Genomic DNA, 25886 nt, shown 5'->3' on the forward strand with positions numbered 1-25886 from the left:
GGGTTACAGTACGCACCAAACAGCTCAAAAATGTGGGCTAAATTGGGAACATTAAACTGGACACCCTAATTAATAATCTTCATGCTGTAAGATTAATAATCTTCACGCGGATGCAGTATTTGCCAATCATATTCCCGTGATTCTGCTTACATCGAAAACCGAATTTGCCAATCGGATAGAAGGATTGGAACAAGGAGCGGATGCTTATTTGGGCAAACCTTTCAGTGTGGAAGAATTATATACCCTCATTGGTAATCTGATAGCCAACCGTATCCGTTTGAAAGGTAAATATTCGGGCAGTTCGACCCAGGAGGGGAAAAGAATGCCAATCGTCTTGCAGAGTAACGATGAAGTGTTGATGGAACGCATTATGAAGGTAATCAATAAAAACTTGAATAATCCGATGCTCAGTGTGGAGATGCTGACGCAGGAAGTGGGAATGAGCCGTACACATTTGCATCGACGTATTAAGGGAATGACGGGGTTGACTCCCAGTGATTTCATCCGCAATATCCGTTTGATTCAGGCAGCGGAGTTGTTGAAGAAGAAAGACATTACGGTAACCCAGGTGGCTTATACGGTGGGCTTCAGCAGCCAGACTCATTTTTCGAGTGCATTTAAGAAAATGTATGGAATCTCTCCTACTGAATATAAGGAGGCAAATGAGGAATAAAAATAGTTGAGGGTGTATCAAAATGAAAGCCGATTTCTATTTTGATACACCCTCTCAGAGCCTGTTTAAGGAGTTAGTTTAAAAGTTCTTTTACTTTTGCCGATATGGCACGGCCTTCAGCAAGTCCGGCAAGCTCTTTGGTGGCTACTCCCATTACTTTGCCCATATCCTTACCGCTGGTGGCACCTGTACGGGCAATGATGTCTTTCAGTCTGGCTTCCAGTTCTTCTGCCGAAAGCTGTTTGGGGAGATAGGCTTCGATAACACGTACTTGTGCCATCTCTTCCTCAGCCAGTTCGGGACGGCCAGCTTCTGTATAACTTGCAGCCGAATCTTTGCCCTGTTTTACCAACTTCTGCATCAGTTTCAGTGCCGTTTCATCGCTCAGTGTGTCGTTGGCTCCCGGAGCGGTTTTTGCTTCGAGGAATACTTTCTTTACGTTGCGCAAGGTTTCCAGTCTCACCTTGTCTTTTGCCTTCATGGCTTCTTTGATATCATTGCTGATTTGTTCGAATAAATCCATAGTGTATGATGTTTTTAATTGGTTGTTTTTTAGGTACTAGGAACTAGGTGTCAGGTACTAGGTATTAGATACATTTTAGAACCTATGTCAGCCAGTACCTGATACCTGGTACCCAAAACCTAGTACCTAACTAAAGGTAATCATCGTTGAGCCGTTTTCGTTCAGCTGCGGTTTCTGTACCAGACTTTCACTGTCGGTGGCGCGCTGGCGGATGTTATCGAGAACGGTTTTCGAACGTTTGTACGTCGGAGTGGTGTCTACGATGCTGATTACATCATCATTGTCCAAATCGTCTTGTGTGAAGATGTAATACTTGTAGTTGCCCTTCTTTCTGTCGTTCCGGCGTTCATTGGTATAGTAATCGTCCCGGCGTTTTTCTTTTATCTGCCGGATGCGTTCTTCTTCTTCGTGTCTTTTCTGTTCTTCAGCAGTACGTTTCTTGTTCAGTGCATCGTCCATACCCGGGATGTCCTTGATGCCGAATCCTGTGGCAAGGATGGTGAATTTAACTTTGCTTTCCAGGCTGTCGTCGATGTAAAGTCCCCATTTGGTTTCTACATCATCGCCAAATCGGCTCATGAACTCGTGCACTTCGTTCATCTCTTCCATCATCAGGTCGCTGTTTGTGCTGTACGAGATGTTGAACAATACTTTCTTAGAATTGAAGATATCGTTGTTGTTCAGCAACGGCGAATGCAGCGCATCGTTGATGGCTTGGGTAACACGTCCTTCGCCTGAGCCGTAACCGGTACTCATCAAGGCAACACCGCCGTCTTTCAATACCGTCTTTACGTCGTTGAAGTCCAGGTTGATTTTGCCTCGGATGGTGATGATTTCGGCTATACTCTTGGCTGCTACCGAGAGGGTATCATCGGCTTTGGCAAAGGCATTCATCACGCTGAGGTCGGAATACACGTCGCGCAGACGTTCGTTGTTGATGACCAGCAGGGCATCAACGTGTTTGCTCATTTCTTCCACACCATCCAGTGCCTGGTCGATTTTCTTGTTACCTTCGAACAGGAAAGGAATGGTGACAATGCCCACTGTCAGGATGCCCATGTCTTTGGCGGTCTTGGCAATGATGGGGGCGGCTCCGGTACCTGTACCACCGCCCATTCCGGCAGTGATGAAAGCCATTTTACAACCGTCGTTCAGCATGCTTTCGATGTCTTTCATGCTTTCTTCGGCTGCGGCTTTGGCACGTTCGGGACGGTTTCCGGCTCCCAAGCCTTCTCTGCCCAATTGCAGCTTGATGGGGACAGGTGACTCGTTGAGTGCCTGATTGTCTGTATTGCATACCACGAACGTAACGTCATGGATTCCTTCTCTATACATGTGGTTGACTGCGTTTCCGCCACCACCTCCTACACCAATCACCTTGATGATGCTGGGTGTACCACCGTTCGAAAAGTCGAACGGCATAATCGTTTCGTCAGACATATCTTTGGGTTTTTAAGTTCTTACGTTTGTCAGTTTTCTCCTTTCATCATTTCGTCCGCTTCGGTTTTCAAGAAATTAAACAGTTTCTTGAACGGCGTATTTTCCGATTTCTGCTTGTTTATGGTCTGATACAAGTCATCCAGTTCTGCTTCTTTATCAGCCACTTTTAAGCTTTTCGCCTCTTCCAGTTTACTAAGGGCGTCTTTGTATTTCTTGCGTTCTGCCAGTCGTTTGGCTTCGCTTATCAATGCTTCACATTCGCGTAAACGTTTTTGGGCACGTTCCTGTTCCTGACGGATGCGTTCTGCTTCCAGTTGCTTTTTGCGTTCTTCTTCCTCTTTCTTTCTGCGTTCTTCCTCTTCTTTACGTTTGCGCTCTTCTTCGACTTTCTTTTGGGCCTCGTCGTCTTCTTCTTGCTGCTGAATCCAGCTCAGCTGGCTTTTGTGCGGGTCTATCTTGCAGCAGTTGTCTTTGCCTGCAGCCAGCAGTCCGATGAGGGTGTTTTGTGAACCGTTAGGCGTGATGTCCTGATGGTCGTCCGTCAGTTCGATGTTTCCGGTTTGTGCGATGCGTATCTTGTCTATCTTGGTGACTGTTATGAATGCTTTGTTCAGGTTAGGCAGTTGCGAGGCTCCTCCCGTCAGGATAATGCCTGCGTGCAGTTCGTTGCTATAACCCGATAGTTTGATTTGATTCCATACGTTTTCCAGTATTTCGAGGGTACGGGCTTCCACGATGTCTTCCAGTTTGCGGGCACGGATGGAGCATCGGCCGTCGATGGCATATTCCTGGTTGATATCTTCTTCTTCCGACGGTTCGGTATAGGCACTGGCGTAACGCAGTTTCAGTTGTTCGGCGTCTTCTTCTTCGATTTGCAGACTGGCGATGTCTTTGGTTATGTTGTTGCTTCCCAGCGGGATTACGGCAAGGTGACGCAAAATGTTGTTCTTGTATACAGATACGGTGGTTGTGTCGGCACCAAGGTCGACCAAAGCGCATCCCGAACGTTTTTCACTTGCTGTCAGCACGATGTTGGCAGTTACAATGGGTGAAAGCAGGTAGTCCGCCACTTCATATCCCGCCTGGCGGACACACTGGCGGATGTTGCTTCGTAAGGTGTTACGCCCGATGATGTTCACATAGTGTGCTTCGATATGTTCCGTCGGGATACCTACGGGTTCGGTAGTGAGTTGGTTGCCCACTTTATATTCTTGAGGTTCGACAGCCAGCATTTCCTGGTCCATCAGGGCCATTTCGCGGTTGTTCTTCATCAGCTCGTCTATCAGCGCCTGCGAGATTTTCACTTCGGTATCCAGTTGTTTGGTCTCGGTATTGCGGATGCTCCGGAGCGACTGTCCACCAATGCCTACATAGACTTTCTTGATGGAGGCTTGCAACTGTTCTTCCAGCTTGCCGATGACAGAGGCAAGACATTGTGTGGTCTTGTCCAGGTTGTAGATAATGCCTTTCCGGATGCAATCAGAAGAGTGTTCGCTGGCGTATGCGAGGATGTGAATGCTTCCGTCGGCATTCTTCTTGCCTGCAACGCCGGTGATTTTGCTTGATCCCAGTTCAATCGCTGCTATAAAATCTGTTACTGCCATATCTTACTTCTCTTTTTTTGTACAAATAATCTGGTTATTAAACTCTACACTTATCCGTTCGTATTTGTTCCATCCTACTTGGCTAAGCGCTTCTGTATAGAACGTCTGCAATTTACGGAATTTTTCTTGATAATCCTCGGCTTTTCCCAAAAAGAGTATCTGGTTGCCTACGCGGGGCACCAGTTCCAGTTCTTGCCGGGGAGTGACATTGATTTGTTCAATCTGTGCATTCCAGAATGCGTCCGTCTGTAAGTATTTGCCCAACTGGTACAATTGGTCTTGCGCAAATTTGCGGTCGATGAATCCGGTTGCCACAGCTACATGCACTGGCTTGCCCGATACCGGCAGGATTTGTCCGGCATGGTCCAGGTAATATGTGTCGCCGTTGTTGCTCATCACACGCAGCAGGGGGATGCGCTGATAGATGTCGATGGCAACCTTTCCACTTGAAGTCAGGTAACACTCTGCTTCGGCAATGAATGGCTGGTGTGATAAGGCTTCTTCCAGCTGGCGTATGTTGATTTTGTCCAAGGGCTTGTCGGCAGGCGACAGGCCTTTCCGTTTCAGGAGGGCATTGACGTCCTTCAGTGTGATGAAATCGTAGTCGATGCTGTCTTTTATGGTCAATTCTATGCCTCTGCAAACCTGTCCGGCGGGTTTGGCATTAAACAAGGTGACCGCTACAGCCAAGTAAGCGGAGACCACCAGCAGCACGCAGAGTATAAGAATTCGTTTCATCATCGGTCTTTCAGTATTTCGTAAATTTGTGGAACATAATTGTCTATATCACCGGCTCCCAGTGTGATGAGGACGTCCAGTTTCTTGTTTCGCAAGGTATCCAGCAGGTCTTCCTTATGGCACAGGCTCTTTTCGATACCAGGGCGCAAGTGGTCGTAAATCAGCCGGCTGCTTACTCCTGCTATCGGTTCTTCGCGGGCCGGATAGATATCGAGCAGGATAACTTCGTCCAGCAAGGACAGGCTGTCGGCAAAATCTTTATAAAAGTCTCGCGTGCGTGTGTACAGATGGGGTTGGAATACTGCCGTTATTTTCCGGTCGGGGTACAGCATCCGCATGGAGTACACACTCTGACGTATTTCTGCCGGATGGTGGGCATAGTCGCTTAAAAAAACTATCCGGTCATTTTTCAGCTTGAAGTCGAACCGGCGGTCTACACCTCTGAATCCGGGCATAGCGGCTCTTATCTCGTCTGCAGTAGCTCCGGCTATTTGTGCCAGTGCCATGGCTGCAATGCCGTTTTCGATATTCACATAGACGGGGACTCCCAGCCGGATCCCGTTGATGTTGCCCAAGGGTGATACATAGTCGAATGTGATTTCTCCGTTGCCGGTATGGATGTTTGTAGCATGGAAATCTCCTTCGTTTGTGGCATAGGTATAGACAGTCACTCCCGGCTGTACGTCTGGAGTCAGGTCGATGCCTTTCTTCACTATGAGATAACCGTCGGGACGGATGAGGGACGTATATTTACGGAAACTTTCTACATAGGCTGCATGGTCGCCGTAGATGTCCAGGTGGTCGGAGTCGGTGGCGGTAATTACACTGGCATACGGAGTGAGCCAGTGGAACGAACGGTCGAACTCGTCGGCCTCGATAACGACGAAATCGCTCGTATCCGATAGCAGCAGGTTGGTGCCGTAGTTTTTCGAGATACCTCCCAAAAAGGCATTACAACCCACGTGTGAATGGTCGAGCAGGTAGGCAGCCAAGGTTGAAGTTGTTGTTTTACCATGGGTACCTGCCACACACAGTCCTCTTTCGGTACGGGTGAGCATACCCAATACTTGTGCACGTTTTTGTACTTCGAAACCCTGCTGGCGGAAAAATGTCAGTTCTTTGTGCTCGGCAGGGATGGCTGGAGTATATACCACCAGTGTAGTCTGTGCATCCAGAAAGTCTTGGGAGATTCCTTCCACGTTGTCTTCATAGTGGATGGAGGCTCCTTCTTCTTCCAGTTTCCGGGTCAGTTCGGTCGGGGTACGGTCGTAACCGCCCACTGTCTTGCCTTTCGACAGGAAGTAGCGTACCAGGGCACTCATCCCGATACCTCCGGCTCCGATAAAATATACTGCTTTCAGTGTATTAACGTCCATGTTCTTTTCTGTATGTTGCTGCCAGCTTCCACACTTCTCCGGCAATTACGTTTGCCGAATCCTTGAAAGCCAGTTTGGCGATGTTCGTACTCAGTTTGTTCAAGGTGTCAGGTTGCTGTACCGTTGCGATGGCGGTATCCAGCAATTTCACACCTGCCTCTGCATCTTTTACATACAGGGCGGCTTCTTTGTTCACCAGTGCCAGTGCATTTTTGGTCTGATGGTCTTCTGCCACGTTGGGCGATGGTACCAGGATGACCGGTTTGCCCAGCAGGCAAAGTTCGGAGATGGAGCCGGCTCCTGCCCGACTGATGACCAGGTCGGCGGCACGGTAGGCTGCTGCCATGTCTGCAATGAAGTCGGTGGTGTGCAGCATCGGCAGTTCGCCGGCACGGGACACCGCCGCACGCGCTTCGCTGATGTATATTTTTCCGGTTTGCCAGATGAACTGTACTCCCGATTGTCTGATTTTGTCCAGTCCCTGCATCACGCAGTTGTTGATGGTGCGTGCGCCCAGGCTTCCGCCGATAATCAGGACGGTTTTCTTTGCCGGGTCGAGCTGGAACGAGCGTACGGCATCTTCGCGGCTCATGTTATGCTGGAGCAGTCCTTGGCGTACGGGGTTTCCTGTCAGTATAATTTTTTCCTTGTCGAAAAAGCGTTCCATTCCTTCGTAGGCGACACATATCTTGGATGCCTGCTTTGCCAGCAGCTTGTTGGTGACGCCGGCATACGAGTTCTGTTCCTGAATCAGGGTAGGGATGCCCATCATGCCAGCCACTTTCAATGTCGGTCCGCTGGCGTATCCTCCCACGCCTACCGCCACATCGGGCTGGAATGCCTTTACTATCCGGCGTGCCTTCAGCTGGCTGCGCATCAGTTTGATGAGCACACTGATATTGCGCAACAGGTGTTTGCGGTCGAATCCTGCCACGGGCAGGCCGATGATTTCATATCCTGCTGCAGGTACACGCTGCATTTCCATGCGTCCTTCGGCACCTACAAACAGTATCTTGGCATCGGGGTGCTGTAGCCTGATGGCATTGGCTATGGATACCGCCGGAAAAATGTGTCCGCCGGTTCCTCCTCCGCTGATAATCACTCTTAGACTCTCTTTCATGTTTCACTTTGTATTTTCCTGCAAATTTAGGAATAAACTTGTAAACTATTTATGCCTTTTCCGAAATTATTTATACCTAATTTTACAGAATGCTTGCTGGGACGTTGTGGAGGGGATTGGAAGCCGAAAATGCGAGTCTCTACTGCCGGCTGAAGGTGTGCTTTTAGGGTGAATGGGGCATCGGGAGCTGCTGTTCTGCACAAGATATGCAGAAGCATTTTCGTATGTAAGGTAGTTTCGGAAGGGGTTCAGTGCGCTGAAACTTTGGTTTTAGTGCACTGAAACTAAAGTTTCAATTTTATAGAACAGGAGTTTTAGTGCACTGAAACCAATCGGCTATTGTAGCTTTGCCGGAAAGTCACCTTCTTGTTTGTCGTAATACATCGCCCTGCCGGCATCGGCAGGGCAACCGTTCAGAGCGTTTCTTTTGTTTCTTTTTCCTGTTCTTTTGCCAGTTCGGCTGCATTTTGTAGCAGCGAAATGGCGGCTTCGTGTACTTGAGCCTGCTGTTCTTCGGCGGCAGCCTGTGCTTCACGCTTTTTCAGTTCGTTGATGTGACGGCTGATACTGAGTACGATGCCGATGTAGGCACAGTTGACCAAGGTGGATGTACCGCCTTTGCTTATCAGCGGAAGCGGTTGTCCCGTAACGGGCATGATGCCTACCGCTACCAGCATGTTGAACATGGCCTGTGTGACAAGCAGGAAGCCGATGCCCATGACCAGGAAGGCATAGTACGACTTGTCGCAGCTTCGTGCGATGCGTCCGATACGCATCAGCAGCCAGATGTAGAGAAAAGCTACAATGCCTCCTCCTACCAGTCCCAGTTCTTCGATGATGATGGCATAGATGAAATCGGAGAAGGCCTGTGAAAGGAAGTCGCGTTGCACACTGTTGCCCGGTCCTTTTCCTAAGATGCCGCTGGAAGCAATGGCAATGTTGGCATGTGCTATTTGTGCATCGGCATCGATGTCGAACTTTTCGGGTGGAATGACGGATGTGTCAAAGTGATTGTCCAGACGGCTTTGCCATGTCACCATACGGTGCAGTCCGATATCGTCCCATGCTTCGGCCGGCACAAACTTGATGGTGGCCAGCGCGAGGAACAATGCGGCGGCTCCGATGCCTACCAGTGCTCCCAGTTGGCGGAAAGGAATCCGCCCTACATACATCATCAGCAATACGCTAAATGCCAGTAATACGGCTGTGGACAGATTTTCGGTGAAAATGAGGAGGCATGTAAATCCTGTTACGTACAAGATGTATCGGAAAGCTTTCGAATTGGCACCGTTTTCTTCCTGCATGCGAGACAGGATATAGGCTACCGTGATGATGGTTCCCATTTTTGCCAGTTCGGAAGGTTGGAACTGAATGAACCCCAGGTCAATCCATCGTCGTGCTCCGTTGGTCAGCGCACCAATGGCCAGTACACTTATCAGCAATATCCATGACACGGGTAGCAGTAGGATAAAAGTCTTGAACCACCGGCACGGGATGTTGTGCACGATGACTACGACTACTGCTCCTACCAGCATCAGGATGATGTGCATTGTAATCGGTCGCCAGTGGTCGCCACTCTTGTAAGTCAATGTACTGGAGGCACTGAACACTTCGATGATGGACACGAGGCAAAGCAGAAGGAAGATAATCCAGATGACTTTGTCTCCTTTGAATAAATTCCGTAGTAAATCCATGGCTCTTTATCGTTGAATTGGTCGCAGTTTACAAGGTTGTAAGTTGGCAAGGTTACAAGATTTTAAATACCTTTAGTAATAACGGTTCAGGACCTTGTTCACTTGTCAACTGATACCTTGTCAACTTAAAATTAAAGTTTTCTTACGCATTCTTTGAACTGGTCGCCCCGGTCTTCGTAGCTTTTGAAGAGGTCGAAGCTGGCACAGCAAGGGCTGAGCAATACAGTCTCGCCGTTTTTTGCCATACGGTAGGCAGCGTTTACGGCATCTTTCATGCTCTGCACGTCGGCTGTTGGCAAACCGAAGCTGTCGAAGAAGGCATGCAGCTTTTCGTTGTGCAGTCCCAGAAATATCAGTCCACAGCACTTCTCACGCACCAGGCCGGCTATTTCATTGTAGTCGTTACCCTTATCCTTGCCGCCCAAAATCAGGATGGTTTTGGTCTTCATGCTCTTCAATGCATACCAGCACGAGTTGACGTTGGTAGCTTTCGAGTCATTGATATAATCTACTCCACGCACGCGTGCCACTTTCTCCAGTCTGTGTTCCACTCCCTTGAAGTCGCTCAGTGCTTCGCGGATGCAGCTTTTCCGGATGCCGGCAATGTTGGCAGAGATGCCTGCCGCCATGGAGTTGAACAGGTTATGGGTGCCGGTCAGGGCAAGTTCTTCCTGTTCCATGTTGAACTCGATGGGCTTGGTGAAATAGATTTTGTTTTCCTCCGTGAATGCCGCCAATCCCTCTTCGCGCTTTTCGGCGAAAGGGTAATATTGGCCGTGTATGCCGTACTTATGCAGCTCTTTCTGGATGATGGGGTCATCGTTCCAAAAGATGAAAGCATCATCGTCGGTCTGATTCTGTATGATGCGGAATTTGGCGTCAATGTAGTTCTGCATCTTGTAGTCGTAGCGGTCCAGATGGTCGGGCGTGATGTTCATCAATACGGCGATGTTTGCATGGAACTTATACATATTGTCCAGCTGGAAGCTGCTCAGTTCGATGACATAGTAATCAAAGTTGCATTCCGCCACCTGATAGGCAAGGCTTTGTCCGATGTTTCCGGCAAGTCCTACATTGAGCCCTGCCTTTTTAAAAATATGGTAAATGAGTGAGGTGGTGGTAGTCTTTCCGTTGCTTCCTGTGATGCAAATCATTTTGGCGTGCGTGTATCTGCCTGCAAATTCTATCTCAGAGATAACGGGCGTTCCTTGTGCTTTCAGTTTCAGGATGATAGGGGCATTGTTCGGAATACCCGGACTTTTGATAATTTCATCTGCATTCAGAATCAACTCTTCCGTGTGTTGTCCCTCTTCCCAGGGGATGTTTCTCTCGTCCAGGACTGTCTTGTACTTGTCCTTTATCGACGACATGTCTGAAACAAAAGTGTCGAACCCTTGTTTCTTTGCCAGTACGGCAGCGCCTGTGCCGCTTTCGCCGGCTCCTAAAATAACAATTCTCTTTGCCATTCTTATTTAATTTGCTAATGTGCGAATGTAATGTATCAATTTGCTAATGTGTTAATGTGTTAATGTGCTAATGCGTTAATGTGCTAATGTGTTAATGTGCTAATGTGCAAATGTGTCAATGTGCAAATGTGTCAATGTGCAAATGTGTCAATGTGCAAATGTGTCAATGTGCAAATGTGTCAATGTGTTAATGTATTAATGTGCAAATTATTCCATTGGCACATTTCCACATTGTTTATTGGCACATTATTATTGGCACATTTCCACATTGTTTATTGGCACATTATTATTGGCACATTTCCACATTGTTTATTCGCACATTATTTATTATCGTATTTTCAATGTTATAATTGTAATAGCTGCCAACACAATGGTTACAATCCAGAAACGTACGGTGATTTTCGATTCATGGAATACGTTATGAGGAGTTGTAATCAAGTAGGTACAGTTCGGGTCAAGCTGCGCCATTGTGGTCCGGAAATGGTCGTGGATGGGGGTTCGCTTGAATATCCGTTGTTTTATTCCTTTTTTCTTTCCTTTCTGGAAATAACGCACTTGCAAAATAACCGATAGATTTTCTACCAGGAACACGCCGCACAGAATCGGTATCAGCAGTTCTTTATGGATGATGATGGCAAATACGGCGATGATTCCTCCGATGGTAAGGCTGCCTGTATCACCCATGAATACTTGTGCCGGGAAGGCATTGTACCACAGGAAACCGATGAGCGCACCGATGAGCGCACAAATGAAAATAACCAGCTCTTCGCTGCCGGGAATGTACATAATGTTCAGGTAACTGGCGTATTCGATGTGGCTTGACACGTATGCCAGAATGCCCAGCGTCACTCCGATTATAGCCGAATTGCCTGCTGCCATGCCATCCATGCCGTCGTTCAGGTTGGCACCGTTTGATACGGCAGTCACGACGAAGATGGTAATGATGACAAAGACAATCCAACCGGCTGTCTGGGCATGTTCGCCCATGAAGCCCACGATGTCGGCATAGTCGAGGTTGTTGTTCTTGAAGAACGGTATGGTGGTTTTGGTCGATTTTTCATCCTGACTCTTATGTACCACGTCTACTACATGCCCGTCACGTTGTATCTCTACGTTTTCGCGGATAACGACCTGCGGGCTGAGGTAAAGCGTAAGACCTACGATCAGCCCCAGTCCTACCTGTCCGATAATCTTGAATTTCCCATGCAGTCCTTCCTTATCCTTGCGGAACACCTTGATGTAATCGTCCAGAAAACCTAATGTGCCCAGCCAGACTGTGGTAATCAGCATCAGAATCATGTAAATGTTGTGCAATTTTCCCAACAGCAGGCAAGGAATCAGTACGGCAACGATGATGATGATGCCTCCCATGGTGGGGACGCCCACTTTGTTTACATTGAACGGGTCGATGGAGGCGTCACGTTGTGTCTCGGTAATCTGCTTGCGTTTCAGCATGTTGATAAAGTATTCTCCGAAGATGGCGGAAATCAACAGAGACAGGATGACTGCCATCAGTGAGCGGAAGGATACATAACTGAACATGCGTGCCCCCGGGAAATCGAACTGTTCTAAATATTGGAATAAATAGTATAGCATGTCTTCTCCGGATTATTCGTTGGCAAATATTTCGTTTACAATCTCTTTGTCATCAAAATGGTGCTTTATGCCTTTGATTTCCTGGTAGTTCTCATGCCCTTTCCCTGCTATCAGGATGACATCTTGCGGCTGTGCCAGCATGCAGGCGGTGCGGATAGCTTCTTTCCGGTCGGCGATGGATAAAACTTTCTGCATGTCATTCTTGTTCAGTCCGGCCAGCATGTCGTTGATGATGTCTTGAGGTTCCTCAAAACGGGGATTGTCGGACGTAATGATGACCTTGTCGCTTTGTCTGGCAGATTCTTGTGCCATCAAAGGGCGTTTCCCTTTGTCGCGGTTTCCGCCTGCGCCTACCACAGTGATGACCCGTCCTCTGCCTCGTAATACTTCGTGGATGGCACTCAGTACATTTTCCAGTGCATCGGGTGTGTGAGCATAATCGACAATGGCGGTATATCCTCGCTTGGAGCGAATGGCATCAAAGCGTCCGGCCACAGGGCGCAAGGTACTCAGGACTAGTAAAACGTCTTCAGGCTGCTTGCCCAACAGGCAGGCCGCTCCATATACGGCAAGCAGGTTGGACGCGTTGAAGCGTCCGATGAACTGTACGTTTACTTCACGGTTATTGATGTCCAGCAGCATGCCGTCGAACCCGTCTTCCAGTACTTTCCCTTTGAAGTCGCACAAAGTGCGCAATGAATAGGTGGCAATGCGTGCTTTGGTATTCTGTACCATGACCTTGCCGTTCTTGTCATCCAGGTTGGTCAGTGCAAAAGCCGTTTTTGGCAAATTGTCGAAAAAGGCCTTTTTGGCTTTCAGGTAGTTTTCGAATGTCTTGTGGTAGTCCAGGTGGTCACGGGTGATGTTAGTGAAAATGCCTCCCACGAAGCGCAGGCCTCCGATGCGTTTTTGGGCTATGGAATGCGAGCTTACTTCCATGAATGCATATTTGCAGCCTTCGTTTGCCATTCGCCCCAGCAGCCGGTTCAGTGTGATAGGGTCGGGCGTGGTATGGTCGGCAGGGATAGCTTCGCCATCGATATAATTGCAGACGGTAGACAGCAATCCTACCTTGTATCCGAATTGCCGGAACATCTTATATAATAAGGTAGCAATGGTGGTTTTCCCGTTCGTGCCTGTTACTCCTACCAGGTCAAGTTTGGAAGTCGGATCGCCATAAAAAGTAGTGGCCAGCTTGCCCACCGCATCTTCTGTATCTGATACGCGGATATAGGTGATATCTTCCTTGTATATATCGGGGAGCTGTTCGCAGACGATGGCTGCCGCTCCTTTTTCGATGGCTTTCTGTATATAGGCGTGTCCGTCGGTTTGTGTTCCTTTTACGGCCACGAATAAGTCTCCGCTTTCGATGAGGCGGGAATCCATCTGGATGCCTGTGATTTCCCGGTCTGTCCGGCTGATGGTTTCACAGGTAGTTACGCATGTAAGAATGTCTGTTAATTTCATGTTTGTGTTGTATTTCTAATTCTTCAAAGTCAATATGATGGTTGTCCCTTTGTGCAGGGCAGAGCCTGCCGGGATACTTTGTTTGTATACTTTGCCTACTCCGGAGAGCTGTACTTTCAGTCCGTGGCTCTCAAGCAGAAATACGGCATCTTTTGCTCCCATACCGATGACATTGGGCACTGACTTGTTGTTGATATTGGTCGTTTTCAAGTTGGCATGTGCCGTAGTGCTGGATGCTTTTCCCCAAATGGGTTCATCCGATTGTGGGATGGTATTGCTGTTGCCGGGCACTTGTAAGGCGCGTAGTACATATGCCGCTTCTTCAATATCGCCGTTTTTTACATCTGGGATAAAAATGGATGTAGAATCTTTGGCGTATGCCAGATCGCGCACCAAGTGTTTGGCATAAATGCGTTCGGCTATGCGGCTGAATACACTTCCAGCCTGCAAGCCTCCAGAGGCAGGTCCGTGAGGAATCAAAACGGATACCATACAACTGTATTTAGGAGCCTCGGAAGGGAAGTATCCGCAAAAGCTGACTTGGTAACTTACGCCACCTGCCCGATAGCCTGCCGTACCTTGTGAAATCTGTGCTGTGCCTGTCTTGCCTGATACGTTGAACTGTTTGCTTCCAGCCGGTTTGGCAAGTCCTTGCGACACCACTTTCCGCAGGATGGCACGAATCATGGTCAGTGTGGTGTCTGAACAGATTTTCGGGTTTATCACTTCGGTAGGTATCTCCTGCAATATTTCACCGTCTTTGGCAATGGCTTTTACGAATTTCGGTTTCACCATTACTCCGTTATTGGCGATGGCGTTGTAGAAATTCAGGATGTAGATAGGAGGAAACATTGTTTCATAACCGATACTCATCCACGGTAGGCTGGTGCGGCTCCAAGGCATGGCTCCCTTGATGCTGTCTCTCTCGCGCGGTCCCCATATGCGCGGGCTTGCCTCGCCTACGAAGCCTAGGTGCAAGGGCTTGTCGATGCTCATCCGTTTCAGTCCGTCGACGAATTTCTGCGGGTTGTTTTTATAGAAACGGTCGATGATGGTGGACACACCGACATTGGAAGAAACTTCCAGAATACGGGTTACATCGATGGCGCCATAACCGCCTTTGTACCAGTTCCAGTCTTTCATCCAGCTTCCATACATGTTGACCATCCCATTGCCTGTGTCTACCACATAATCGGGTGTGATATATTTGTCTTCCAGTGCCACCATGATGGAAGCGGTTTTAAAAGTGGAACCAGGTTCCATCAGGTTGCTTACAGCGTTGTTCCGCATTTCATAATAATGTCCGTCGTTGCCACGTATCATGTTTACATTGGCTTTTACTTCGCCGGTTGCCACCTCCATTACGATGGCCACACCCGATAATGCTTCCAGATTTGTCAACTGGTCTACCAATGCCTTTTCGGCGATATCCTGCATATCTACATCAAGGGTCGTGATGATGTCGTATCCATCTACGGGTGGCTGGTCTACGATATTCAGATATTTGTTCATTACCTTTTGCCGGTGAGTGATGCCGTTCTTGCCTCGCAATACCGAATCGTAAGTAAGTTCCAGTCCGTTCTTGGCTCCCAGGCTCATGTCGGGATACATGTCGCCTAATGTACGTGCTGCCAGTGAGCCGAATGGTTTCTTGCGCTGGTTGAACTTTTCTTCGTGCAGTCCTCCTGTGTTCGGTCCCAGACAGAATACAGGTAATTGTTTGACCTGTTTGTATTCGATGTACGAAATACGTTTGGGGTAGAGCAGGTAATGGCGACTTTTTTTCCGTCTTCCTTTTAAGATGTGCTTGCGGAACTCCTGTGCGCTCTTGTCGGGGAATATTTCGTGCAGCCCCTGACAGATTTCGGTCAGGTGATTGGTCAGCAAGGTATCACTCTCTTTGTATCCTCCCGCCCGGAAGTCCATATAGATTTTATATTCCGGCAGGCTGCTTGCCATCAGTTTTCCATCGGCAGAAATGATGTTGCCCCGTGTGGGGGGGACGACAACATTCTCTTTTACGAAACGGTCTGCTACATCTTTCCAGTACTGCCGTTCGGCAAACATGATAAAGCCTGCCTTGACTATGATGAGGATAGCCAAGACCAGCATAATCACTACAATGAAGGTGTAGCGGAACATGATATTTTTAATGCCCGGTATCATACGCATCTCAGTTTTCTTTTTTTATCAGGTAGGGTGGGGTGGTTGCAGTAGCAAGTCCCGTGTTTTCAGTCGACAAGTATTCTTCGATACGCGACTGGCGGCTTTTTTCAGTCAGTTCGGAAGAGATGGTAAGGGCATCGTATTTGATGTCGGTCAGTTCTTTTTTCAACCGGTCTATTTCGATTAATTCTTGCTGGCTTGAATAGCGGTTGTCAATATATAGAATGGTAAGGAAGACAATTAGTATCAGCAGATTGGCTTGTCTCCTGAAAAAATTATGTGCAAGAATATCTCCCCCCATGATGCTTTTGAAAGTGATATGGGGTTGTTTGGGTTGTTCTGTATTTCTGTTTTCTTTCATGTCTTCAAATCTCCATAAATTTATCCGATTTTTTCTGCAATCCGCAGCTTGGCGCTTCGGGAACGTGGGTTGCGGGCTTCCTCTTCGTCTGTAGGCGTGATTATTTTACAGACAGCACGCAGCGGTGCTTCGATATTTCCGTAAAAATCTTGTTTCATCTTGCCTTCCACATTGCCTGTTTTGATGACGTTCTTTACCATCCGGTCTTCCAGTGAATGGTAGGTGATGACTACCAGTCTTCCTCCAGGCTTCAATGCCTGGATTGCAGCCTTCAGCATTTCTTTCAGTGCCTCCATTTCGTGGTTCACTTCGATGCGTAATGCCTGGAACGTTTTTGCCAGTTCTTTTTTTTCGCGTTCTTTGCCGAAAAAAGGCTTGATGATTTCCAGAAACTCACCGATGGTATTTATTGTTTTTTGCGACCGGGCCTTGACCAGTGCCGCGGCCAGTTTACGACTGTTTTTCAGTTCTCCATACAGATAGAACAGGTTGGCAAGCTGTTCTTCTTCGTATGTATTGATGATATCGGCGGCAGTTATGCCTGCCCGTTTGTTCATCCGCATATCCAGTTTCCCGTCGAACCGGAAGGAGAATCCTCGTGTCGAATCGTCGAAATGGTGTGATGATACTCCCAAATCAGCAAGAATGGCATCTACTTGTTCCACTCCGTAATAACGCAAGAAGTTATGCAGGTAGCGGAAGTTGCTTCTGACGAAGGTGAATCGTCCGTCTTGGGGAATATTTTGTTCAGCGTCTTCATCTTGGTCAAATCCAAAAAGGCGGCTGTTTATTCCCATGCACCGCAGTATTTCCCGCGAATGTCCTCCTCCACCAAAAGTAAGGTCGACATAGGTTCCTCCGTCATGCAATTCCATGCCTTTGATGCTTTCGTGAAGCAATACAGGTATGTGGTATGTTTGTTGTTCGTCCGTCATATATGCAGCTTATTTTCTACCTTTTTCTCCTTATTATTCTATGAGCTGGTAAAATTACACATTTCGTAGCAAATGACATATAAGGTTTGTCGAAAATCTTTGAAGAAGTTATCAACAGGTCTTGATAGCGAATGTGTAAAATCAAGGAAGTGTGCACACAGGGGTAGCTTGTTGTGCAGTTTTCAGGCATTTGGGGTTTCCATTTGTTGTTTTTTTCATTGTTTGCCATATTTTCCTGCTCAATAGTGAGCAACTTAACAAAAGAAAAATTACATTTGCAAAGAAATCTAGAATGAAGCAATGGCGGAAAAATCGATTTTTTTAATAGACATTGATAAAATATTGAAAGAGAAAGCGGGGAAAAAGGCTGGATACGTTCCCCGTTTCCTGGTGTCTTACCTGAAGCGGATTGTCCATCAAGATGAAATAAACGGTTTCTTGAGAAGCGTGGAAGATAAGACTGGAGTCGAGTTTCTGGCTGCATGCATGGATTTCCTGGATGTCAAGCTGGAGGTAGAAGGGCTGGAAAACCTGCCCCAAGAGGGATTGTGTACGTTTGTGTCCAATCATCCTTTGGGAGGACAAGACGGGGTAGCATTGGGTTACTTGTTGGGCAAACATTATGACGGACGTATCAAATACTTGGTCAATGATTTGCTGATGAACTTGCATGGACTGGCTCCGCTGTGCATTCCTATCAACAAGACTGGTTCGCAATCACGTGATTTTCCCCGTATGGTTGAGGAAGGATTCCGTTCGGACAGTCATATCATCATGTTTCCGGCAGGCATCTGTTCGCGTCGGAGGCATGGAGTGATTCAGGATTTGCCCTGGAAAAAGACTTTTGTGACCAAGAGCGTGGAGACCCAACGTAATGTGGTGCCGGTTCACTTTGAGGGAAGAAACTCCGATTTCTTCTACAATCTGGCGAATGCCTGCAAGTTTTTGGGAATACGTTTCAATATAGCCATGCTTTATCTGGCTGATGAAATGTTCAAGAACCGCCATAAGACCTTCCGTGTCGCTATTGGAAAACCGATTCCGTGGCAGACATTCAACAGGTCGAAGTCGCCGGTCGAATGGGCGGCATATGTGCGTGACTTGGTATATAAACTGTAAATTAGACAAATAAGATATATGGAAGCTATTATTGCACCGGTTGAACGGGAGTTGCTGAAATCGGAACTGACGCCGGACAAGCGTTTGAGATCAACCAATAAAAGTAATAACGAAATTTACATTGTAAACTGGAAAAATGCCCCGAATGTGCTAAAGGAAATCGGCCGTCTGCGTGAAATTGCATTTCGTGCCGCAGGTGGAGGTACAGGGCAATCTGTTGATTTGGACGAATACGACTTGATGGAGAATCCTTACCAGCAGTTGATTGTGTGGAATCCTGATGCCGAAGAAATTTTAGGAGGGTACCGTTATCTGTTGGGGAATGAAGTTGAATTTGATAAAGAAGGAAGACCGGTACTTGCTACTGCACACATGTTCAATTTTTCCGAAAAGTTCTTGAAAGAGTATCTTCCTACGACTATTGAGTTGGGACGTTCCTTCGTTACTCTTGAATATCAGTCAACCCGTGCAGGTTCGAAAGGATTGTTTGCTCTTGACAATTTGTGGGATGGCTTGGGAGCACTGACTGTTGTCAAACCCAATGTAAAATATCTCTTCGGGAAAATGACAATGTATCCCAGCTACAACCGTTTCGGACGGGACATGATTCTGTATTTTCTGAAGAAACATTTTTCTGATAAAGACAACCTGATTACCCCGATGGAGCCTTTGCAAATCGATACCGATGAGGATATGCTGAAAAATATATTCTGCTATGATACGTTTAAGGAAGATTATCGGGTATTGAACCGCGAGGTGCGTAAACTGGGGTATAACATACCTCCTTTGGTCAATGCTTATATGAGTCTTTCGCCTACGATGCGTATGTTTGGCACAGCAATCAATGACGGCTTCGGTATGGTAGAGGAAACGGGTATCTTGATTGCTGTTGATGAAATCTTGGAAGAAAAGCGCGTACGCCATATCGAGTCTTATCTGCGTGAACACCCCGAAGCGCTTCATCTTACTTCGGGAGCGAATCCGGTGGTATCGGGAGAGAGGAAAGCCCAGTAATAGAAAGAAAAACTGCGCAATCCAGACTTGATATAGAATAGCAGGTGTCTACACCGCCGGCAGGCTGTTTCCATTGATTTTTCGGTAGAGGTCAAGGGCATATACATCGGTCATGCCGGAGATGTAGTCCAGTACGGCTTGGATTTTTCCATAAAGAGTGGGTGCCTGCATGTCGTATTGGTGCGACACACGGTTAATGAGCAACTGCGAATAGGCTTTGTGCGGATAACGTACTGCTTCTATCATCAGGTCTACCAGTGTGGTGATGACCTGATAGCCGGCAAGTTCGATGTCGAGCACGTCCTTGGCACAATATATCTTTTCAAAGGCAGTTTCCGAACATTGTTTGTAGGCTTCACGTACGGGAGAGGCAATCTGTTTGATGAGCGGTCCCTGAAAACTGCCTGACAGAATTTCTTCTTCGTGTTCGACGAAGGTTTCCACGCAGGCACGGGTCAGTACACCGATGGCTGATGAGCGCAGGTAGGCTATCTGTTCGTTGGTGTCAGTTACCAGCTGGCATATCTGATGGATACGGTTCAGGCGTTCGGCGCTGAAGAAACATGCATACAGTTCCTTGGTTTCCTGAGTGGTCAGGATTTTCAGTTTGTGTGCATCTTCGATGTCCATCATCTGGTAGCAGATATCATCGGCGGCTTCTACCAGATACACCAGTGGATGGCGGGCATAGCGTATCGGTTCGCCTTCATTGCTGAGGCGGATAATTCCCAGTTCACGTGCAATGCGTTCGTAGTCGGCTTGCTCGCTCAAAAAGAAACCGAATTTTTGCTTCCCGCCGGCAAGTTGTGACGAAAAGGGATATTTTACGATGGATGCAAGGGTAGAATAGGTTAAGACAAATCCTCCTGGGCGTCGTCCGCGGAATTGATGGGTCAACAGGCGGAAAGCATTGGCGTTGCCTTCGAAGTGAGTCAGGTCTTCCCATTCGGCGGGAGATAGCAGAGACTTCAGTGCCTGGCCTTTTCCTTCCGAAAAATAAGTGCCGATAGCTGTTTCGCCCGAATGCCCGAAGGGAGGGTTGCCCATGTCGTGAGCCAGGCAGGCTGCCGAGACGATGGCTCCTATTTCTGCAAGATGTGATCCGGCAAGTTCCGGATGTTTTTGAAGGAGCAGATGGGCTACATCGTTCCCCAACGAACGTCCCACGCACGACACCTCCAGGCTATGTGTCAGCCGGTTGTGTACAAAGATGCTTCCCGGAAGTGGAAATACTTGTGTCTTGTTCTGCAGGCGGCGGAACGGTGATGAAAAAATGAGTCGGTCGTAGTCGCGTTGAAATTCGGTACGGTCTTCTTTTCTCACTTCGTGCAAGGCTTCCAGCCCGAAGCGTTTGTTTGATATCAGTTGGTTCCAGTTCATCATATTTCTTCAATTCTTTCGGATCTCGGCTTGCAAATGTATAAAAGATTCGTTTAAAAAATGGTAAACGTATTTATAAATCCTGCGAAATATGTATTTTCGCAGAAGATTTAAACTCAATGCATCACTGGTTACACAGATTTTGTCATGCAATCGTAAAGGAAATTATTTTTATTTGTGTAATCTGGTGGTGAAAACAATAATGAGCAAACTTACAATGAAAGTACAGATTATCAATAAGTCGAAGCATCCGCTTCCGGAGTATGCCACTTCCCTTTCGGCAGGTATGGACTTGCGTGCCAACCTGGATGAGCCTATTGTGTTGAAACCTTTGCAACGTTGCCTGGTGCCTACGGGATTGTATATAGCTTTACCCGAAGGTTATGAAGCCCAGATACGTCCTCGTAGCGGACTTGCATTGAAAAGAGGTGTCACCCTGCTGAATACACCTGGCACGATTGATGCTGATTATCGGGGAGAGATAGGAGTAATTATGGTCAACCTTTCTACCGAAGATTTTACGGTGACTGATGGCGAGCGTATTGCTCAAATGGTGATAGCCCGTTATGAACAAGCCGGATGGCAGGAGGTAGAAGTATTGGACGATACTGCACGGGGTGCAGGAGGCTTTGGGCATACGGGGACAAAATAAAGTCCTTGGTATTCGGGTTGTCAGGTTGGATAAGGCGGCTTTATAGTTGAAAACTTATACACATTCAGATGAAAAATTTATTCTATATATTATTTGCAACAAGCATGGCGATGATGTTCGTAGCTTGCGGCACGACAAAGAAACAGGCGAAGCAGTCAGATGCAGGTGTGGCATATACGCTGAGCTTCGAACAGCGCCGGAAGTACGATTATTATTTCCTGGAGGCAGTGCGGATGAAAGAAAAAGGACAATACGATGCGGCATATGAGTTGTATAAACATTGTCTGGACATCTATCCTTCATCGGGCGCTGCGCTTTACGAGATTTCACAGTTTTACATGTATTTGGGGCAGGAGGAAAAAGGCGAACAGGCATTGAAGCAGGCAGTGCGTTCCGATGAATCCAATTTCTGGTATAAACAGACGTTGGCTTCGTATTATGAACAAAAGATGAACCTGCCCAAAGCTATTGCCGTTTACGAAAATATGGCAGAGCAGTTTCCGGCACGCCTTGAACCGTTGATGTCGCTGGTCGATTTGTATAACCGGACAAAGAGTTACCAGAACGTCATCTATACCCTGAACCGTCTGGAAGAGCTGGACGGCAAATCCGAACAAATCAGTATGGAAAAGTTCCGGATGTATTTGTTGATGGGGAAACAGGACAGTGCTTTTGTCGAAATCGAGAACTTGTCGAAAGAATATCCTTATGACCTGCGCTACCAGACTATCCTGGGTGATGTGTATCTGAACAATGACAAACCCGATGAGGCGCTGGCGGTATATCAGCGTATCTTGAAGGAAGAACCCGATTATGCACCAGCAGTGTTGTCGATGGCTTCTTATTATCAAAAAACCGGGCAAGACAGTCTGTACCAGCTTCAGCTGGACACCATTCTGATGAACGATGATGTAGCCTCTGATACGAAGATGGAACTGATGCGCCAGTGTATTCTGCAGTCGGAACAGACTACGAAAGACAGTATGCAGATCGTTTCCTTGTTCCGGCGCATACTGGAACGTCCGCAGCAGAATGCCGACCTGGCTATGCTGTGTGCACAGTATATGATTACCAAGAGTATGAAGAAAGAATCGGTTCCGGTGCTTGAACAGGTCCTTTCGTTGGATCCGGAAAACAAGCCTGCGCGTCTTCAGTTGTTGAGTTATGCAATACAAGATAACGAATTGGATGAAGTAGTCCGGATAGCGAAATCAGCGCTCGAATACCATCCCGAAGCATTGGAATTTTATTATTATTTAGGAGTGGCATATTATCAGAAAGAGGAACTGGACGAAGCGCTTGATGTATTTACACGAGGTGTGAAACAAGTTAATGAGAAAAGCGATAAAGGAGTAGTTTCCGACTTTTATGCCATCTTGGGTGATATTTATCATCAAAAAGGCAGGGCTGCCGAGGCATATGCGGCTTATGATTCATCTTTGGTTTATAATCCCGACAACATCGGTACACTGAACAATTATGCTTACTATCTTTCGATAGAGAAAAAGAATCTTGACAAGGCGGAAGAAATGAGTTACCGCACGGTAAAGGCAGAACCCGATAACGATACCTATCTGGACACGTATGCCTGGATTCTTTTCGAGAAAGGTCGTTACACCGAAGCACGTATCTACATCGAGCAGGCTTTGCGCAATGGAGGAGAGAAGAGCCGGGTCATCATGGAGCATTGTGGTGATATTTATTATATGCTGGGTGAAAAAGATAAAGCTTTGGAATACTGGAAAAAGGCAGATGCCATGGAGAAGGTGGAAGAAGGGGAAACTCCACCTACCGAGCAGGAAATCAAACGCCTGAAACAGAAAATAAGATTGAAAAAATATGTAGAATAGGTGACAAGTTAGCAAGGTGACAAATTCTTCAAATACCTTGGTGATTAAACCGTGTCAACTCATTGCCTTGTCACTTAAAAAGGAACATCATGAAAAGACTGATAAATTATATAGGACTTGTAGTGGCAGTAGCACTCGTCGTGTCTTGTTCTTCTTCACGGAAGGTCGCCAGAACGCCGATGATTGGCGGGCTGACCGGAACGGATTATATCGAAAAAGTTATCGAACTTTCGCCTGTCTGGCAGAGCCTGAGCGGAAAAGTAACATTGAGCTTGTCTACTCCCGAAGGTGTGTCGAAGGTAGGCAGTGCCACCCTCCGGCTCAAGCGGGACGAGTCGATACAATTGTCGGTGGCACCCTTGCTGGGCATTGAGATGGCTCGTCTGGAGATTTCGCCCGATGGTATATTGGCACTCGACCGGCTGAACAAGCGTTATGTACAAGTGTCGTTCGAGGAAGTGAACAGTTGGGCACATACCGATTTAAGTTTTGCCGTACTTCAGTCATTGTTTCTGAACGAATTGTTTGTACCGGGTAAGCAACGGGTCGCTGTAACCGATGCTGGAGATTTTCGGGTGTCGTTGGCGGACGGACGTGCTGTACTGGAAACACAGGACAGCGAGCAACTGACTTACCGTTTCTATACTTCGACAGATAAAGGATGGCTGGAAGAAAGCAACATCGGCCTGGCTGATACCCCTTATTCCCTGCAATGGAAATATGATGCATTTCAGTTGCTGAAAGACCGTTTTTTCCCAGAACAAATGTATGTAACAATACAAGGTACTGGCAAGCAGGTTGGGGTAGGCATGGAGTTTTCCCGTCTGAATGTAGGGGGTAATTGGGAGGCCCGCACAGAAGTTCCTTCCCGCTATAAGCGCGTGCAGGTAGATGAATTATTGAAGATGTTGGTAAGTAAATGAAGCAGTTTTGGAGTATAATCGGATTATTGTTGCTGGTTTCCGTTTCGCTTTCTGCACAGAGCACAAAGAAGATTCGGGAACTGGAAAAGCAGCATGCAGCTCTGCAAAAGCAGATAACTGATTCCGAGTCTTTGCTCCAGTCTACGCAGAAGGATGTGAAGAGCCAGTTGGACAATCTAGCGTTACTGTCCGGGCAAATCGATGAGAGGAAACGTTATGTCGAGACTGTCGAGAAGGACGTGGAGGTCATTCAGCGCGAAATCGACCGTGTAAAGGCTGAATTGGTTGCTTTGCAGCATGAACTTGCCGACAAGAAAAAAAAGTACGAGAAGTCGGTAATGTATATGTACCGCAATAAGTCGGTACAGGAAAAGCTGATGTTCATCTTTTCGGCAGATAACTTGAGCCAGATGTATCGTCGCTTGCGTTATGTGCGCGAATATGCTGATTACCAGCGTAGACAAGGATTGGAAGTGCAGCGTAAGCAAAAGCAGGTGGCAAACAAGCAGCAGACCTTGCTTGCCAGCCGTGAAGCAAAGCAGCAGTTGTTACATCAGGGAGAGGCAGAAAAGCAAAAACTGGAAGAACAGGAAAAAGAACGCAAGACATTGCTCGCTTCGTTACAGAAGAAGCAGCGGGGCATCCGGCAGGAACTCCAGAAGCAGCGGAAGTCTGCCGACCGTCTGAATGCCGAAATCGACCGCTTGATAGAAATCGAGATAGCAGCCGCGCGCAAACGTGCGGAAGAGGAGGCACGCCGAAAAGCTGCAGAAGAGCGGAAGAAGGCTGAAGCGGAACGGAAAGCAAAAGAAGCAGTTAAGTCCACTGTTGCCGAGAATAAGGAAACGTCTGCTCCTTCGGTTACGGAAAAAGTAGAAGTCTATAAGGTAGACCGTGAAGACCGTCGGCTTTCAGGGGTATTCGAGCATAATAAAGGTAGGTTGCCTATGCCCATTACTGGACCTTACGTAGTGGTAGGACATTATGGCAAATACCAAGTGCAAGGTTTGCGTAACGTCCGGCTGGATAATAAAGGCATTGATATTAAGGGGAAGACTGGAGCACATGCCCGCGCTATCTTTGACGGGGAAGTGTCTGCTATTTTCCAGTATAACGGTTTGTCGAATGTGCTGGTGCGTCATGGCAGCTATATTTCCGTATATTGTAATCTTTCTTCCGTTAGTGTGAAAAAAGGCAGTGTGCTGAAGACTCGTGATGTGATAGGAGTAGTCAATACTGACAAGGGAGGCAATACCGTCCTTCATTTTCAGCTTCGCAAGGAAACCGCCAAGTTGAATCCCGAATTGTGGTTGGCACGCTAAGGGGTCGTGTATCATAGTGTAAATATTTTCTGTGCCTCTTTTAAAAACCGCATGGCTGTCTTGCTTGTAAGATTATTAATTTTATAACCGATGAAGCTATATGCCGGAGAGAACAATGCTTGCTTGTCATGCCGGATTTGTAATTCACACCGTTCAAATTATAAATCAAGGACTTACGAACTTAAAAACTCAAAAACTTAACAACTAACCTACAGGCTGTTGATTTCTTCTTCGGACAAGCCGCTGCATTCGGCAATTATGCTGATTGCAACTCCTTTAGCCTTCAGGCTTTGTACCATTTCAATTGCTTTTTTCTTTGCTCCTTTTTCAATACCGATTTTTTCTCCTTCTTTCAGTCCTTCTTTCAGTCCTTCCTTGCGTCCTTCTTCCTTCGATTTAATTTTCGCAGTATCAATGGTATTTTTCCAGTCCCGGTAGATTTTCAGGCTTTCTTCGTAGCTGTCGTA

Annotated in this window: 21 protein-coding genes and 1 pseudogene; 7 read left to right on the top strand and 15 right to left on the bottom strand. The window is 47.2% G+C overall.

Annotation, left to right across the window (positions count from 1 at the left end):
• The first annotated feature begins 136 nt into the window (after positions 1-136).
• On the top strand, positions 137-673 hold the full coding sequence (locus H9625_RS13960; RefSeq protein ID WP_022038901.1) for a helix-turn-helix domain-containing protein: 537 nt from the start codon (positions 137-139) through the stop codon (positions 671-673).
• A gap of 73 nt (positions 674-746) precedes the next feature.
• Here H9625_RS13960 and H9625_RS13965 read toward each other — a convergent pair whose 3' ends face one another.
• From H9625_RS13965 to rsmH, 13 genes are all read right to left on the bottom strand, one after another.
• Positions 747-1196: a GatB/YqeY domain-containing protein gene (locus H9625_RS13965; protein ID WP_022038902.1), complete on the bottom strand. Its 450-nt coding sequence runs from the start codon at positions 1194-1196 to the stop codon at positions 747-749.
• A gap of 126 nt (positions 1197-1322) precedes the next feature.
• The gene (gene ftsZ, locus H9625_RS13970) at positions 1323-2636 is read right to left on the bottom strand and encodes a cell division protein FtsZ (protein WP_022038903.1); all 1314 of its coding nucleotides are present in this window, start codon (positions 2634-2636) and stop codon (positions 1323-1325) included.
• A 29-nt stretch (positions 2637-2665) separates the two neighbouring features.
• Positions 2666-4240 (bottom strand): cell division protein FtsA, encoded by a 1575-nt coding sequence (gene ftsA, locus H9625_RS13975; protein WP_191764933.1) that lies wholly within the window; start codon positions 4238-4240, stop codon positions 2666-2668.
• 3 nt (positions 4241-4243) lie between these two features.
• Positions 4244-4981, bottom strand: coding sequence for a cell division protein FtsQ/DivIB (locus H9625_RS13980; protein ID WP_087210477.1), 738 nt, complete (start codon positions 4979-4981; stop codon positions 4244-4246).
• Entirely contained in the window at positions 4978-6354 is a 1377-nt protein-coding gene (gene murC, locus H9625_RS13985) for a UDP-N-acetylmuramate--L-alanine ligase (RefSeq protein WP_022038906.1), read from the bottom strand. Before murC ends, H9625_RS13980 begins: the two co-directional genes overlap by 4 nt.
• The gene (gene murG, locus H9625_RS13990; protein WP_022038907.1) at positions 6344-7474 is read right to left on the bottom strand and encodes an undecaprenyldiphospho-muramoylpentapeptide beta-N-acetylglucosaminyltransferase; all 1131 of its coding nucleotides are present in this window, start codon (positions 7472-7474) and stop codon (positions 6344-6346) included. The genes murC and murG overlap by 11 nt, the downstream gene beginning before the upstream one ends.
• 413 nt (positions 7475-7887) lie before the next feature.
• A complete protein-coding gene (locus tag H9625_RS13995; protein ID WP_087210483.1) occupies positions 7888-9168 on the bottom strand; it encodes an FtsW/RodA/SpoVE family cell cycle protein in 1281 nt (426 codons plus the stop codon).
• Between the two features lie 131 nt (positions 9169-9299).
• Positions 9300-10634, bottom strand: a complete 1335-nt coding sequence (gene murD / locus H9625_RS14000; RefSeq protein WP_022038909.1) for a UDP-N-acetylmuramoyl-L-alanine--D-glutamate ligase — start codon at positions 10632-10634, stop codon at positions 9300-9302.
• A 327-nt stretch (positions 10635-10961) separates the two neighbouring features.
• On the bottom strand, positions 10962-12230 hold the full coding sequence (mraY, locus tag H9625_RS14005) for a phospho-N-acetylmuramoyl-pentapeptide-transferase (RefSeq protein ID WP_191764935.1): 1269 nt from the start codon (positions 12228-12230) through the stop codon (positions 10962-10964).
• Positions 12231-12242: 12 nt separating this feature from the next.
• Entirely contained in the window at positions 12243-13697 is a 1455-nt protein-coding gene (locus tag H9625_RS14010; protein ID WP_191764937.1) for a UDP-N-acetylmuramoyl-L-alanyl-D-glutamate--2,6-diaminopimelate ligase, read from the bottom strand.
• Positions 13698-13712: 15 nt separating this feature from the next.
• Complete coding sequence (locus H9625_RS14015) at positions 13713-15863, bottom strand: penicillin-binding protein (RefSeq protein WP_087210501.1); 2151 nt, start codon at positions 15861-15863, stop codon at positions 13713-13715.
• A 7-nt stretch (positions 15864-15870) separates the two neighbouring features.
• A complete protein-coding gene (locus H9625_RS14020; protein ID WP_022038913.1) occupies positions 15871-16224 on the bottom strand; it encodes an FtsL-like putative cell division protein in 354 nt (117 codons plus the stop codon).
• Positions 16225-16244: 20 nt separating this feature from the next.
• Positions 16245-17159, bottom strand: a complete 915-nt coding sequence (gene rsmH / locus H9625_RS14025) for a 16S rRNA (cytosine(1402)-N(4))-methyltransferase RsmH (protein WP_087248622.1) — start codon at positions 17157-17159, stop codon at positions 16245-16247.
• A gap of 300 nt (positions 17160-17459) precedes the next feature.
• Between rsmH and H9625_RS14030 the strand changes: the two genes are divergently transcribed.
• Positions 17460-18278 carry a 1-acyl-sn-glycerol-3-phosphate acyltransferase gene (locus H9625_RS14030; protein WP_087210492.1) on the top strand — a complete coding sequence of 273 codons (819 nt, stop codon included), beginning with the start codon at positions 17460-17462 and terminating at the stop codon, positions 18276-18278.
• A gap of 18 nt (positions 18279-18296) precedes the next feature.
• Positions 18297-19292, top strand: coding sequence for a GNAT family N-acetyltransferase (locus H9625_RS14035; protein WP_022038916.1), 996 nt, complete (start codon positions 18297-18299; stop codon positions 19290-19292).
• A gap of 48 nt (positions 19293-19340) precedes the next feature.
• Here H9625_RS14035 and H9625_RS14040 read toward each other — a convergent pair whose 3' ends face one another.
• Positions 19341-20672, bottom strand: coding sequence for a deoxyguanosinetriphosphate triphosphohydrolase (locus tag H9625_RS14040; protein ID WP_191764941.1), 1332 nt, complete (start codon positions 20670-20672; stop codon positions 19341-19343).
• A 217-nt stretch (positions 20673-20889) separates the two neighbouring features.
• On the opposite strand from H9625_RS14040, the gene dut reads away from it, so the two are divergent.
• The 4 genes from dut (at position 20890) to H9625_RS14060 (ending at position 25419) form a co-directional block, all read left to right on the top strand.
• Positions 20890-21324, top strand: coding sequence for a dUTP diphosphatase (gene dut, locus H9625_RS14045; protein WP_087248632.1), 435 nt, complete (start codon positions 20890-20892; stop codon positions 21322-21324).
• A gap of 68 nt (positions 21325-21392) precedes the next feature.
• Entirely contained in the window at positions 21393-23174 is a 1782-nt protein-coding gene (locus H9625_RS14050; RefSeq protein ID WP_191764939.1) for a tetratricopeptide repeat protein, read from the top strand.
• Positions 23175-23263: 89 nt separating this feature from the next.
• Positions 23264-24097: a DUF4292 domain-containing protein gene (locus H9625_RS14055; protein ID WP_225226443.1), complete on the top strand. Its 834-nt coding sequence runs from the start codon at positions 23264-23266 to the stop codon at positions 24095-24097.
• Positions 24094-25419: a murein hydrolase activator EnvC family protein gene (locus H9625_RS14060; RefSeq protein ID WP_087210498.1), complete on the top strand. Its 1326-nt coding sequence runs from the start codon at positions 24094-24096 to the stop codon at positions 25417-25419. Before H9625_RS14055 ends, H9625_RS14060 begins: the two co-directional genes overlap by 4 nt.
• A 209-nt stretch (positions 25420-25628) precedes the next feature.
• Here H9625_RS14060 and H9625_RS14065 read toward each other — a convergent pair.
• Positions 25629-25886 (bottom strand): annotated as a pseudogene (locus H9625_RS14065) (Rpn family recombination-promoting nuclease/putative transposase); the annotation flags it as partial.

Origin of the sequence: Phocaeicola intestinalis, from assembly GCF_014837065.1 — a bacterium.
GTDB lineage: Bacteria > Bacteroidota > Bacteroidia > Bacteroidales > Bacteroidaceae > Phocaeicola > Phocaeicola intestinalis.

Bases quoted from the DNA above. Each gene is read 5' to 3' on its own strand.
- H9625_RS14060 (WP_087210498.1), top strand. From the start codon at position 24,094: ATGAAGCAGTTTTGGAGTATAATCGGATTATTGTTGCTGGTTTCCGTT.
- H9625_RS14040 (WP_191764941.1), bottom strand. From the start codon at position 20,672: ATGAACTGGAACCAACTGATATCAAACAAACGCTTCGGGCTGGAAGCC.
- H9625_RS14020 (WP_022038913.1), bottom strand. From the start codon at position 16,224: ATGAAAGAAAACAGAAATACAGAACAACCCAAACAACCCCATATCACT.
- ftsZ (WP_022038903.1), bottom strand. From the start codon at position 2,636: ATGTCTGACGAAACGATTATGCCGTTCGACTTTTCGAACGGTGGTACA.
- murD (WP_022038909.1), bottom strand. From the start codon at position 10,634: ATGGCAAAGAGAATTGTTATTTTAGGAGCCGGCGAAAGCGGCACAGGC.
- H9625_RS14055 (WP_225226443.1), top strand. From the start codon at position 23,264: ATGAAAAGACTGATAAATTATATAGGACTTGTAGTGGCAGTAGCACTC.
- H9625_RS14050 (WP_191764939.1), top strand. From the start codon at position 21,393: ATGAAAAATTTATTCTATATATTATTTGCAACAAGCATGGCGATGATG.
- rsmH (WP_087248622.1), bottom strand. From the start codon at position 17,159: ATGACGGACGAACAACAAACATACCACATACCTGTATTGCTTCACGAA.
- H9625_RS13980 (WP_087210477.1), bottom strand. From the start codon at position 4,981: ATGATGAAACGAATTCTTATACTCTGCGTGCTGCTGGTGGTCTCCGCT.
- murC (WP_022038906.1), bottom strand. From the start codon at position 6,354: ATGGACGTTAATACACTGAAAGCAGTATATTTTATCGGAGCCGGAGGT.
- dut (WP_087248632.1), top strand. From the start codon at position 20,890: ATGAAAGTACAGATTATCAATAAGTCGAAGCATCCGCTTCCGGAGTAT.
- H9625_RS14010 (WP_191764937.1), bottom strand. From the start codon at position 13,697: ATGAAATTAACAGACATTCTTACATGCGTAACTACCTGTGAAACCATC.
- H9625_RS13995 (WP_087210483.1), bottom strand. From the start codon at position 9,168: ATGGATTTACTACGGAATTTATTCAAAGGAGACAAAGTCATCTGGATT.
- H9625_RS13965 (WP_022038902.1), bottom strand. From the start codon at position 1,196: ATGGATTTATTCGAACAAATCAGCAATGATATCAAAGAAGCCATGAAG.
- H9625_RS14035 (WP_022038916.1), top strand. From the start codon at position 18,297: ATGGAAGCTATTATTGCACCGGTTGAACGGGAGTTGCTGAAATCGGAA.
- mraY (WP_191764935.1), bottom strand. From the start codon at position 12,230: ATGCTATACTATTTATTCCAATATTTAGAACAGTTCGATTTCCCGGGG.
- H9625_RS14030 (WP_087210492.1), top strand. From the start codon at position 17,460: ATGGCGGAAAAATCGATTTTTTTAATAGACATTGATAAAATATTGAAA.
- murG (WP_022038907.1), bottom strand. From the start codon at position 7,474: ATGAAAGAGAGTCTAAGAGTGATTATCAGCGGAGGAGGAACCGGCGGA.
- ftsA (WP_191764933.1), bottom strand. From the start codon at position 4,240: ATGGCAGTAACAGATTTTATAGCAGCGATTGAACTGGGATCAAGCAAA.
- H9625_RS14015 (WP_087210501.1), bottom strand. From the start codon at position 15,863: ATGATACCGGGCATTAAAAATATCATGTTCCGCTACACCTTCATTGTA.